The organism is Lentzea sp. CC55 (assembly GCF_021056325.1).
In the GTDB taxonomy this organism is placed as follows: Bacteria; Actinomycetota; Actinomycetes; order Mycobacteriales; family Pseudonocardiaceae; genus Lentzea; species Lentzea jiangxiensis.
Genome location: NZ_JAJCXE010000021.1, coordinates 77938 through 90116, shown reverse-complemented (window position 1 = coordinate 90116; position 12179 = coordinate 77938). Strand labels below are relative to the sequence as shown.

Genomic DNA, 12179 nt, shown 5'->3' with positions numbered 1-12179 from the left:
GCTCGACGATAGGCCCATGTACCCGGAGATCGAGCCCCACACGTCCGGCCACCTGGACACCGGCGACGGCAACCTCGTGTACTGGGAGGAGTGCGGCAACCCGTCCGGCAAACCCGTCGTCTTCCTGCACGGCGGTCCCGGTGGCGGGTGCTCCCCGGCGCACCGGCGTCTCTTCGACCCGTCGGCCTACCGGATCGTCCTGTTCGACCAGCGCGGCTGCGGCCGTTCGACGCCGCACGCCTCCACGACGGACGACCTGTCGCTGAACACGACCTGGCACCTCGTGGCCGACATGGAACTGCTGCGCGAGTCGCTCGGCATCCCGCGGTGGCAGGTCTTCGGCGGCTCCTGGGGCTCGACGCTGGCGCTCGCCTACGCCGAGACGCACCCGTCCCGCGTCTCGGAACTGGTGCTGCGCGGGATCTTCACGCTGCGTTCGTCCGAAGTGGACTGGTACTACCGCGGTGGTGCGGCGCACCTGTTCCCCGACCTGTGGGAGAAGTTCACGGCGCCGCTGGCCGGACTCGCGGGTGATCCCGTCGAGCTGTACGCGCGGCTGCTGTCCTCGCCCGACCCCGAGGTGCACGGGCCGGCGGCCGTCGCGTGGAGCACGTGGGAGGGCGCGACGGTGACGCTGCTGCCGCGGCCGGAGCTGGTGGCGGAGTTCGCCGAGCCGTCGTACGCGCTGGCGTTCGCGCGGATCGAGAACCACTACTTCGTGAACGGCGGCTGGTTCGAGGAGGGGCAGCTGATCCGGGACGCCGTGCGGCTGGAGGGCATCCCGGGCGTGATCGTGCAGGGCCGGTACGACATCGCGACGCCCGCGGTGTCGGCGTGGGACCTGCACAGGGCGTGGCCCGGTTCGGAGCTGGTGCTGGTGCCGGACGCCGGGCACGCCTACGACGAGCCCGGCATCCTGTCCGCGTTGCTGGAGGCGACGGACCGGTTCCGCGACTAGCGGAGCCCGACCCACTTCGCGCTGGACGTCGTGCACGCCGCGACGGTCACCGTGGCGGTGAGGCACTTGCCGGTGCCGGCGTTGCGGAACTGGAACGCGGCCCCGGACGGCACGCGGCGCCAGCGCTGGGAGGCGCTGCCGCCGCACGCCTGTCCCAGGACGTCACCGGTGCCGGTGACGCCGAGGCACCTGTCGGTGGCGATGTTGTGCGGCCAGTCGACGCCGCCGCTGATCGGGACGATCCAGCGCTGGTCGTCCGAGACCTCGTCGCAGGTCCTCAGGACCACGTTGGTGCCGGTGTCGGCGAGGCAGCGGGTGGTGCCGGCGAGCTGGTAGACGACCACCGGCTCGGCGTGGGCGGGAACGGCGGTGAGCGCGGTTGCGGCGGCGACTGTCGCGATGATCGCGGCTGGTTTCCCCATGGGCGAGGATCCTGGCAGCGCGGGCGTTCCTCCGAATCCACCCGGGGTTGTCAACCCTGGCCGTAGGCGAGCGCCCGTTCCAGGCTGCGGCGCGCCTCGACGAGCGACGGGCCGTACCACGTCAGGTGCCTGCCGTTGACCAGCACGTACGGTAGTCCGGGGAAGCTCTCGGGGCCGTCTTCGTGCGTGAACTCGTACGGTTCGTCGGGCAGGACCACGACGTCCGGGCGCTTCGAGTTCAGCTCTTCGAGGCTCGGCCTGGGGTAGCGCTCGGCGTGGGTGGCGTAGACGTTCTCGAACCCCAGGCGCCGCAGCACATCGGTGGCGAACGTGTCCCGGCCCGCGACGATCCACGGACGCCGCCAGACCGGGACCAGCGCGGTGAGCGTGGCCGGTTTCGCCTCGCGCCAGAGGTCTTCCGCCCTGGTGAGCCAGTCCGGTTCGAGGTCCCAGCCGAGGCCGAAGAGCCGCCGCAGCGACCCCAGTGCCATCGGGACGGTCTTCGGCGCCTCGGTCACCCAGACGTTGATCCCGTTGGCGCGCAACCGTTCCACGTCCTCCGGGCGGTTCTCCTCGGAGTTCGCGATCACGAGGTCCGGGGCGAGCGCGAGCACCGCGTCGACGTCCGGGTACTTCGACCCGCCGACCCTCGCGACGTCCAAACCGGACGGATGCGTGCAGTAGTCCGTCGCGCCCACCAGGGAGTCCGGGACGGTCACCGCGACGGCCTCGGTGATCGACGGCACCAGGCTGACCACTCTGCGCGGCCGGTCCAGTGCGACCGGCTCGCCGAGGTCGTCGACGGGGAGCATCAGACTCCCGTGATCTTCAGACCGGCGTGGGTCTTGTAGCGGCGGTTGACCGCGATGAGGTTCGCGGTGAACGCCTCGACCTGGTGGGCGTTGCGCAGCCGGCCGCCGTACACGCCGCGGAAACCGGGCACGAGCTCGGCCAGTGCGCGCACCGTGTCGGTGGCCTCGCGGTCGTCGCCCAGCACCAGGACGTCCATGTCCACTTCGGACACCGACAGGTCGGCGAGCAGGACGGCGGACACGTGGTGGAACGCGGCCGTGACCTGGGACTCCGGCAGCAGCAGCTCGGCCTGCTGCGCGGCGCTGCCCTCGGTGACGGGCAGGGCGAACGGGCCCTGCTTGTCGAAGCCGAGCGGGTTCACGCAGTCGATGACGATCTTGCCGGCGAGCTGGTCGCGCAGGGCGGCGAGCAGGTCGCCGTGGCCGTCCCACGGAACCGCCACGAGGACGATGTCCGAATCCGCGGCGCAGTCCGCGTTGTCCGCACCCCTGACGTCGCCGCCCGCCGCCTCGACGATCTCCTTGGCCGCGAGTTCGGCGCGGTCGGCGCTGCGGGAGCCGATGATCACCTTGACGCCTGCAGCGGCCCAGCGGATGGCGAGGCCCTTGCCCTGGGCTCCGGTGCCACCGAGGACGCCGACTGTGAGGTCACGAATGTCTGTCACCCCTGCATCTTCACACGGGCGGGCGGGGGTGGGCTGTGCAAAGTGACCTTTGTCGGGCAGTGGTCTGGTCGCGAGGCGGGGTGGCTGGTGCGCGGGTCGGCTTGCGTTGGCCGGTTCCCGTTCCGGCGGAGGGGTCACCGGTTCGCGATGTCACGTTTGCGCGGTGGTCGCTGTATCGCGCGTGGTTGGGTCATCGCCGCTTCGCGACGATTGCGATCGGGGCTTGACTTCAGGGCCCTTGCGAGATGCCGGGCGGCCTGAAAAGCCGAGCGGGAAAGGCTCGGCCGATCCGGGCAACGGTAGCATCTCGCACCCGAAGTCAAGCCCCGATCGCCGTCGTGGTTGCGTCATCACCGCTGCTCAGAGGCGGATAGCTGGTGCGGCTCGGCTTCGCCATCGCGGCTCGGCTCGCCATTGGGTGGGTCAGGCGCGTTCGAACCTGACCTTGCGCTCCGCCGGGTCCGCCTCGGTCAGCTTCACGCGGATGCGTTCGCCTTCCGGAAGGTCCTTCCCCGAGCACTTGGCGAGCACCGGGGGTTCCGCCACGAAGATCTCGGCGTCGTTCTCGTGGGAGCGCAGGACCGCGGCGTCGAACTCCTGGCCCACGCGTCCGGCCAGCACCTGGGCTTCCACCTGGTCCAGGGCGGCGCGGTCCACCTTCGCTGCCAGGGAGTCGGAGGCGCCCATCAGCGGCGGGAGTCGCGGGAGTGCCTCCGCGAGCCAGGCCGGGAGGTCCTGTCCCGCGGTGACGGCCAGGCAGACCTCGGTGGCGAAGCGGTCCACGAGGCGGCGCAGGGGTGCGGTGACGTGGGTGTACGGGGCGGCTACGCCAGCGTGGGTGGTCAGTTCGGGGAGCTCGCCGTTGAAGGCCGAGTAGCCCGCGCCCCGCAGCAGGCGGGTGGCGTCGGTGAAGAGGGCCAGGGCTTCCGGGGTGCGCGCGTCGAGGCCTGCCAGGAAGGCTCCCGGGGAGAGGTCGCCGGGCCACGGGACCTGGAGGGCCGCCGCGGATTTGCGCAGGGACCTCACGGCCTCCGGGTCCGGGTCCGGCAGGGTGCGGAGGATGCCGACCCCGGCCTCGATCATGACCTCGGCGGCGGCCATGCCCGTCATCAGGGAGATCTCGGCGTTCCAGGCGTCGACCTCGGTCCGGGGGCGGGTGACGAGGCGCCAGCCGGAGCCGTTCGACTCGATCTCCTGTTCCGGGAGCTGGAGTTCGATGGCGCCGCGTTCCCGCGCGTAGGCGCGGCGCAGGGGGCCGAACTCCGCCAGGGCCGCCACCGAGGGGTGCGGGGTGCCCGCGTCGAACGACTCCTGGACCGCGGCGTAGTCGAACTGGGCCGTGGAGCGGACCAGGGCACGGCGCACCTCGACGGAGGTGGGCTTGCCTTCGGCGTCGCACTCGAAGGTCCACAGGACCGCGGGACGGGTCACGCCGGGCAGGAGCGAGGCCGCGCCTTCGGAGAGGACCGTCGGGTGCAGGGGGACGTTGCCGTCCGGGAGGTAGAGGGTCTGGCCGCGGCGGCGGACCTCGGTGTCGAGGGGGCCGCCCGGCGTCACGAAGGTGCCGAGGTCGGCGATCGCGTAGTGGACGGTGAAGCCGCCGGGGCCCTTCGTCACGCAGAGGGCCTGGTCCAGGTCCTTCGCGCCGGGTGGGTCGATCGTCACCAGGGGGATCGAGGTGAGGTCGGGGCGGTCTCCCGGGTCGCGGGAGACCGCCGCCTCCGCCTCGGCGAGAACGGCTGCCGGGAACGAGGACGGCAGACCGAACTCGGTGCGGATGCCGTCGAAGGAAACGTCAGCACGGCCAGTGCGGATCACCAGTGAAGCCACCCGCACAGCCTAGGCCGATCAGTCCTCGTCGTCGCCGCGCCACTTCTTGTCGGACTCGTCGGCCGCCCGGGTCCGTTCCCTCGCGATCTCCAGGGCTCGGGCCGCGGTGGCCTCGTCCGGGTAGGGGCCCATGCGGTCGGGGCCCTTGCAGCCCTTGCCGTGCTCCACCGCCTGGTGGGTCAGGCAGAAGTACCAACCGCTGCTGTCACTCATACGCGTTCGCCTCCCAAAGGCGCCGGGAATCCCCGCGGCGGCGTGGACTGGTTGGCGTTGGCGTACTCCGCCGGGATCGGGTCCAAACACGAGACCAGCACCGTGCGGTCCTCGGCGTTCTCGATCTTGCGTCCGGAGCGGTCGCGGTAGACGAGCGAACCGTCGGAGTCGATCTCCATGATCGCGCCGACCTCGGCCAGCTGGTCCTCGTCGAGGTCGCTCAGCTTCTCGTAGCGGGACGGCACCACGCGGTAGATCGGCCACTTGAGGTGGCCGTACGTGCGGTGGAAGTCCGCCAGCAGGTGCGTCAGGTGCTGCTGCCACGGCAGCGGCATGGCCTCGGCCAGGGCACGTGGGATGACCACGTAGTCCGCCGAGACCCCCGGAGCACCGGCCGCCGTGTAGTCACGCACCGGAGTGCTCGACGCGGGCGGTCCGGAAGGCCTCGGGATGGGGTCGTGGTTGAACATGCAGCGCCTCCCCGCGATCTACACGCCCGGCCGGACGGCCAGCGGCATCAACTCGTGATAGTTCCAGTTGATCTTGCTGATCTTCACGACATCACCCGTTTGAGGTGCGTGGATGTACTCGTCACCGCCGAGGTACATGCCCACGTGGTGCACCGTGCGCGGGTTCGAGGTGTCGGTAGCCCAGAAGATCAGGTCGCCTGCCTGGGCGTCGCGCACCGGGAGGTGGGCGCCGCCCTTCTCGTACTGGTCGTTCGCCACGCGGGGGATCTGCACCCCGGCCGCGCGGAACGCCTTCACCAGGATGCCGGAGCAGTCCCACGCGTCCGGGCCGTTGCCGCCCCACAGGTACGGCTCGCCCAGCTGTTCCTTGGTGAACTGGATGGCGATGCCCGCCGCGTTCGACGCCAGCAGGAACTCCCCCGCGCCCGAACCGCAGCCGGCCGGGTCGCTGACGGCACCGAGCTCGCCCAGCAGGAAGGCGGCCATGGCCTCCCAGTTGTGGTAGCGGTCGGGGAACGCCGAGCGCTCGACGGCCTGCGCCGAGTCGCCGGGCCGCTTGTTCTCCCAGTCCGGCACCTTCAGCAGCACGTCGTAGAACTTGTTGATCGAGTACGTCGGGTCGGTCACCTGGGCCGGCGACCCCCAGCCCATCGACGGGCGCATCTGGAAGATGCCCAGCGAGTCGCGGTCGCCGTAGTTGAGCGGCCGCAGGCCCGACTCGGTCATGCCCGCCTGGATCGCGATCTGCCACGCGAGCGGCGGCAGCTTGCGCTCCTGGCCGATGGAGATGATGCGCGCGACGATGTTGCGCTGCTCCTCGTTGAGCCGCGACGCGTCGTGGCGGCCCTTGTTGCCGCCGCCCGCGTCCCACGGGCCGATGGCGGCGTTGCAGCTCATCCGCGCGAAGTTCGCCCCCGCCGCCGGGTTCGTGGAGTTGCTGACGACCTGCGTCACGCCCGATGTCGTCACCGCGATCACCACGACGGCTGCGAGGGCCCCGATCAGCACCAGCAAGCGCATCGTCAGTCCGCCTTCGTGTAGCTGTTCACACGCCACTCGTTGGCCGGCGTCTTGACCAGCGTGATGACGACCTTGCCCGAGTCCGTGCCCACCTCGAAGTCGGCCGACGAGGTGAAGGACTTCTTCGCCTTGACCTTCTGGGTGATCTTGGTGGGCACGTTCTTCGGGTCGATGGTCGCCATCTGGGCCAGGAACTCCTCCGTGGTGTACGGGCGGAGCTGCGCGAGCCACTTGTTCACGTCGTCGTCCGGCGGCGGCTTGATCCAGTTCTCCGCCCACAGCTCGGCGATCAGCTGCGCGTCGGCCTGCGGAGGCGCGGCGGACGCCGAGATCGACGGTGGCGCCGCCTTGGTCGGCAGCGACGTGGCGCTGGACGGCAACTGGCCCACCTGGGTGCCCTGCGCCGACGTCGAGGGCTGACCGGCCGCCGACGGGTCAGCCGGCGTGCGGTCGAGCACCCGCGGGATGATCAGGCCGAGCGCGACGACCACCACCACGAAGATGATGATCGACGCGGCCAGGTGCCGCGGGGAACGCAGCGGCCATCCCCACAGCCTGCGGTAGACCGCGGCACGGCCGCGGTTGGTCCGGATCGGCACTTACGCCCCCTCTCAGCTGTTGTCCCGGACTTCGAACCCACGCGAAGGCCGGTAGATCACGTGCACCGGACGTCCTGCCACCACTTCTGTCTCGGCCCTGCGGGGTTCCTGCACGGGAGCGGAGTAGCCGCCGGTCCGCGACGGCACGAGCACCGCGTCGTCGACCCGGTCCCACTGCCTGTCGGTGACCGGCGGGCTGTCGACCACGCGCGAGCGGGCGACGGGCAGCGCCGCCGGGCCCGAGCCCGCGGGCAGCGCTCCCGCCCGCACGCCGTTGCCGTCCGGTCCGCTGATGATCTGGCCGGACTGGGAGTCGCGGTCGAGCCGCTGCGCCGTCGCCATGACCGGGTTCGAGGCCTCCGGGCGGACGCGACCGCGACCGCGCTGCGGGACCTCTTCGCCGCCCGCGTCGCTGTCGCGCACGGAGTCCCAGAACTCGTCCTGCGGCGTCGGCCCGGCCTGCTTCTTGCGGCCCATCATCTTCGACCAGACGCCCCCGCTCATCGGCAGGACGTTGCTCGCCGAGCCGACGGACATCTCGACCATCTGCCACATGCGCCGCAACGGTTTGCCGATCACGAAGCACACGAGCGTGAGCATCAGGCCGAGCAACGTGCGCGTCAGCAGCGACAGCCCCGTCGCGTTGAAGATCGCCTGCAGCAGCAGCGCGTGGACGCCCGCGAGGACCGCGAGCACCAGCACGTTGAAGATCGTCACGGCGGCGGCGCGGGCGACCTTGCGCAGCAGGTCGTGGTGCAGCAGCGCGACCAGGCCGATCAGCGGACCGGCGAGCGTCAGGATGCGCAGCAGCAGCTGGGCCAGCAGCACCGCGGCCTTCGCGAACAGCTGGAACAGCGAGAACGCGATGGACTGCAGCAGCGCGAGGAATCCCGCGCCGGTGCGGCTGCCGTCGGTGCCGTCGAAGTAACCCTTGGCGGTGCCGAGCTGGCCCTCCAGTGCCTTCCACTCGGCCTTCTTGGCGTCGAGCGCGGCTTGGTCGCCGTCCTTGCCCTCGGCGATCTCGGCCGTCGTCCACGCCTGCGTCTTGAGGATGCGCGGGCCGTACTCGGCGGCCTGCGGTGCCTCCGGCGTGCCGAACGCGCCGCGCAGCCAGCTCTGGTACACGACGGCGTCGTGCAGCTTCGTCGGCAGCACGTGGAGCGTGCCCTGTTCCTCGGGCGCCTCGATGAACCCGGCTTGGATCTCCGACGTCTTGGACACCAGCGTGTTGTCGAGGAGGTTGTAGAACTGGGGCAGGGCCAACGTGGACGTCGCCAGCCACATGGCCGCCAGCGCCCAGAGCCCGCGTTTGGAGATCGTGGCGAAGTCGCCTGTCCAGATCTGCCGGAACATCAGGATCGCGAGGATCAACGCCACCAGCCCGAACCAGCGCAGGTAGACGTTGTCGTAGACCTTCTGCACACCGTCCTTCACGGCGTCGTCCAGCGGGACCAGCAGACCGCGGCCCATCACGGTGTAGTGCAACGCGTTCGTGGCACCGACGATGTTCTTGCCGATGCTGAAGAGCTCGTTGCCCGCCCACGTGTCGAGCGTGGCGTTGGCGTTCGGCACGATCGAGCAGTTGGCCTGGTGGTAGTGCCACACCATGCCCGCGTAGCCGTAGTCGAGGTACGCCGAGCCCGGCAGGCCGTTGCCGACCGGCGGGTCGAGCGCGCCGACCATGCCCGCGCCGGGCCGTTCCGGGTTGGGCGCGTCGTTGCAGGACTGGGCGTGCGCCATCGGGGCACCGATGACCACCTGCAGCGCCAGGATCACGGACACCGCCATGACCGAGCGGGACTTCGCTGACGTGCGCAGCGCGAACCGCCGCCTCGCCCAGAGCAAGGCGGCGATCGCGAGCACGACCGTCAGCGCGGTCATGCGCCGCCGTCCCGGCGGCGGTGGGGCCCGTCACCGTGGCCCACCAGCTGGGCCTCTTCCTCCGTCAGTCCGAGCTCCATGTCCGCCGCCAGTTCGTCGTCGATCTCGTCGGGCACGTAGGCGGGCGGCTGCGGAGCCGCTTCGTGGTCGTCCGCCGGCACGAGTTCGCCCTTGCCGTTGTCGCGCTTGGCATCGGGCGTCGTGTCGAGGGCGTTGCGCAGGTGTTCCAGGTGCGGGCCGCTGAAGTCGATGCGGATCCGCTCCACGCCACCGGCACCGTCGCCGAAGATGAACTGCCTCGGCGCGCGGTCGCGTTCGGTCGCGGTGCGCTCGCCACCGGGGCGGCGGCCGAGCGAGGCGACGACCTGCTCGTAGCCGGCGCCGACCGGAACCTTGAGCAGCCGCAACGCGTCCGCCTGCGCCTGGTCGTCGTCGAGACGGCCGACGAAGACCGAGTCGAGCAGCGCGACGAAGCCCTGGATCTTGAGGAAGTCGGCGGGGATCTGGCTGGACAGCAGCACGCGGACGTTCCACTTGCGCGAGTCACGCGCGAAGCGGTTCATCAGCACACGACCGGTCGGGACCTCCGAGAGGAAGAACGCCTCGTCGATCCAGACGCCCTTGCGCTGGTCCTTGGGCTTTTCGTAGATCGAGCGCTGGGTGAGCCAGGCGGCGAGGTTCAGCATCTCGACGCCGAGCGACTCCGCGTCCGTCCAGTGCTCGCGGCCGACGCCGTCCTTGGGCAGGTTGAGGCCCGCCATCGTGAGGACGGTGAGCCGGTCGTCGCGCACCTCGTTGTACGGGTCGTGGTTCTCCTCGGGGATGAGCAGCGACATGCGCTCGCGCATCTCGTCGAGGAAGTCCGCGACCACGACGGCGTGCTCGTGGTGCTCGGACGCGTCCCGGCGCAGCGCCTCGAAGACGAGCCCGGGGTGGGCGTCGAAGCGGCCACCGACCGTGCGGACGGCGCGCAGCAGCACGATGCGCGTCTGCGGCAGGCGCGCGACCTCGAACGGCAGCAGGCCGGTGAGCACGTCCAGCACGAGACGGCGGCGGGTGGCGGCCGCGAGGGCCTTCTCCCGGCGCCAGGCCCGTTCCGGGTCGTCCTCGTCGAGGAAGTGCTCGATCATCGGCTCGGCGACCACCCGGTACGGGTTGAGGATGCCGGGCTGGGCGTTGAGCAGGTTGATCGGCCGCGCGTACGGCCGCAGCTCCGGCAGTTCGCACAGCGCCGAGAGCGGGCCGGACGGGTCGAGCAACGTCCAGTGGGCGCCCGCGCGCAGCGTCTTGTAGACCATGCCGCCGCCGAGGAACGACTTGCCGGCACCGAGGCCCGCGACCATGGCCGTGAGGCCCGAGGCGTCGCGGAGCTCCTGCGCCATCCACGGGTCCCACGCGACCGGGCGGCGGGTGGCCGTGACGGTCTCGCCGAGCAGGATGCCGCGGCGGTCACCGACCTCGGCCGTCGCCGTGGGAACGGCGCTGGCCGCCCACAACACGCTGCCGCGGCGCAGGTACGCGCCGTTGGACAGCGGTTCGCCGGGGATGAACTCGCGGGCGATCGCGTACTGGGCCTCGGGGTGCTCGATCGCGATCTTCGGCTTGTAGAGCTCCAGCAGCGACTGGGCCAGGCGCAGGGCCTCGCGCTCGGTCGGGCCGCTGACCGCGAGCCGCCACCAGCTGCGCACCCGGGTGCCCAGCGCGGTGAAGCCCGACGTCATCTCGTCGTCGATCTCCAGCACGCGGCCGGCCTGGCGGGCGAGCGACTGCGGCGGTTCGAGCTCGTGCTCATCGGTGTAGTGGCGGACCTGCGAGCGGACCTTGCTCATCTGCCGCGACAGCTCGCCCGAGACCTCCTCGGGCCTGCGCACGTAGATGCGGGCCGACCACTCGACGGACGCCGGCAGCCGGTCCGCGCGTTGCACCCACGGGTCGTCGACCTCGGGGATCTGCAGGCCGTGCATGAGCCCGACCGTGAGCACGGCGACGTGGCGCTTGATGCCCGCGTTCGAACCGGTGCGGCCGCGCACGGTGACCGTCGGCGAGTAGGGCTCCTGGTGGAAGTCCGCGGCGTCGGTGAAGCTGGCCAGGTCCTCCGGCTCCCACGCGGCGCCCGGCACGGCGGGCAGGTTGCGCGGCGCGGGCAGGCCCAGCGAGCACGACCGGTGCATCAGCCAGGACATCTCCTCGGCCGTCGCGGGACGGCCTTCGAGACCCGCGGAGCCGATGACCTGGTCGAGGTGCTCGACCTCGGAGTCGAGCGCCACCAGCTCGGCGTCGACGGCGTCCGGGAAGACCTTGCGCAGCACGGGGGCCGCGCGTTCGACCGCGCGGTCCATCATGTTGCGGGTCTGCACCTGGACGCCCAGGTAGACCTCTTTCTCGGCCATCGAGCGGCCCATCAGCTGCTGCTGCTCGCCGACCATGTAGTCGTCGAACGACAGCGTGCCCGGGGTGTCCGGGAGGCGCTTGACGGCGTTGTGCACGTGCGCCTCGGCCCACATGCGGATCGGGTACGGCCGCGTGGTGACCCGCAGGTGCATCCAGCGGCCCTGCAGCTCGGCGTACTGGCCCGCGATGGCGGCGATCAGGTCCTGGCGCTGCGAGTCGCTGCGGAACGACCAGCGCTGCGGCGCGAGCCGGTACCAGGCGTAGACCTCCTGGCCGGTGCGCAGCAGGTGACCGTCGATGCTGCGGGCGCTGATCGACGGCGTGTAGCTCGGCACGGCCTGCTCGCCGGGCAGGCGGCGGCCGCGTTTGGAATAGGCGGCCCTGTCGCGCTCACGGGGGTCGGCCGCGGCGTGCTGGGCGATGTGCTGGGCGGAGCGACGGTCACGGTCTCGCCGGCGTCCGAACACCGCGAACCTCCTTCTTACGGCTGTCTGACGTCCGGCGGGGCTGGGCCTGCTGTCTCGCCCGTTGTTGTTGTTTCTTGCTCAACTTGGGACGAGGCCGCTGCGGGGTGACCCGGATCCGGGCGGCGCTGGCCGCTCCGCCGGTGCTGGCCGTGCGTTCTCGAGGTGCGGTGAGCTCGCGGACCCACATCGACATGACGGCCGTGAGGGGCCGTTCATGGCTGATCCGCTGGGTGATGAACCTGGTGAGGATGATCGTCGCGACGAGGGCCCACGCGGTCGAGAAGAACCCGAACCCGATGCCCATCTGGCGCTCGATCGTGAGTACGAGGAGGAAAACGACGATCCCGACGCCCCACGCGACGTATCGCGCGCGCCAGGGAAAAGTCGCTTTGGGCGGGCCAAGCCAGACGGCGTCGACCCGGTAGACCTCGTCGTCGGTGCGGACCCGCAC

The 12179-nt window shown here is 71.0% G+C and carries 12 protein-coding genes; 1 reads left to right on the top strand and 11 read right to left on the bottom strand.

What is annotated here, in order from left to right; genetic code table 11:
- Positions 1-16 precede the first annotated feature (16 nt).
- The gene (gene pip / locus L6E10_RS15455) at positions 17-958 is read left to right on the top strand and encodes a prolyl aminopeptidase (protein ID WP_236220221.1); all 942 of its coding nucleotides are present in this window, start codon (positions 17-19) and stop codon (positions 956-958) included.
- On the opposite strand, the gene L6E10_RS15450 is transcribed toward pip, so the two are convergent.
- From L6E10_RS15450 to L6E10_RS15400, 11 genes are all read right to left on the bottom strand, one after another.
- Positions 955-1380, bottom strand: a complete 426-nt coding sequence (locus L6E10_RS15450) for an RICIN domain-containing protein (RefSeq protein ID WP_236220220.1) — start codon at positions 1378-1380, stop codon at positions 955-957. The two genes, pip and L6E10_RS15450, sit on opposite strands and share 4 nt — an antisense overlap.
- A gap of 50 nt (positions 1381-1430) precedes the next feature.
- Positions 1431-2192 carry a helical backbone metal receptor gene (locus tag L6E10_RS15445; RefSeq protein WP_236220219.1) on the bottom strand — a complete coding sequence of 254 codons (762 nt, stop codon included), beginning with the start codon at positions 2190-2192 and terminating at the stop codon, positions 1431-1433.
- Positions 2192-2857, bottom strand: a complete 666-nt coding sequence (gene npdG, locus L6E10_RS15440; protein WP_236220218.1) for an NADPH-dependent F420 reductase — start codon at positions 2855-2857, stop codon at positions 2192-2194. Before npdG ends, L6E10_RS15445 begins: the two co-directional genes overlap by 1 nt.
- A 423-nt stretch (positions 2858-3280) precedes the next feature.
- The gene (locus L6E10_RS15435; protein WP_236220217.1) at positions 3281-4687 is read right to left on the bottom strand and encodes an RNB domain-containing ribonuclease; all 1407 of its coding nucleotides are present in this window, start codon (positions 4685-4687) and stop codon (positions 3281-3283) included.
- 18 nt (positions 4688-4705) lie between these two features.
- Complete coding sequence (locus L6E10_RS15430; protein WP_236220216.1) at positions 4706-4900, bottom strand: hypothetical protein; 195 nt, start codon at positions 4898-4900, stop codon at positions 4706-4708.
- On the bottom strand, positions 4897-5370 hold the full coding sequence (locus tag L6E10_RS15425) for a hypothetical protein (RefSeq protein ID WP_236220215.1): 474 nt from the start codon (positions 5368-5370) through the stop codon (positions 4897-4899). The genes L6E10_RS15430 and L6E10_RS15425 overlap by 4 nt, the downstream gene beginning before the upstream one ends.
- A gap of 18 nt (positions 5371-5388) precedes the next feature.
- A complete protein-coding gene (locus L6E10_RS15420) occupies positions 5389-6390 on the bottom strand; it encodes a C40 family peptidase (RefSeq protein WP_236220214.1) in 1002 nt (333 codons plus the stop codon).
- A gap of 2 nt (positions 6391-6392) precedes the next feature.
- A complete protein-coding gene (locus L6E10_RS15415) occupies positions 6393-6989 on the bottom strand; it encodes a hypothetical protein (protein ID WP_236220213.1) in 597 nt (198 codons plus the stop codon).
- Positions 6990-7001: 12 nt separating this feature from the next.
- Positions 7002-8870 carry a hypothetical protein gene (locus tag L6E10_RS15410; RefSeq protein ID WP_236220212.1) on the bottom strand — a complete coding sequence of 623 codons (1869 nt, stop codon included), beginning with the start codon at positions 8868-8870 and terminating at the stop codon, positions 7002-7004.
- Positions 8867-11728 carry an ATP-binding protein gene (locus L6E10_RS15405; protein WP_374236685.1) on the bottom strand — a complete coding sequence of 954 codons (2862 nt, stop codon included), beginning with the start codon at positions 11726-11728 and terminating at the stop codon, positions 8867-8869. The genes L6E10_RS15410 and L6E10_RS15405 overlap by 4 nt, the downstream gene beginning before the upstream one ends.
- On the bottom strand, positions 11703-12179 hold the full coding sequence (locus L6E10_RS15400; protein WP_236220211.1) for a hypothetical protein: 477 nt from the start codon (positions 12177-12179) through the stop codon (positions 11703-11705). The genes L6E10_RS15405 and L6E10_RS15400 overlap by 26 nt, the downstream gene beginning before the upstream one ends.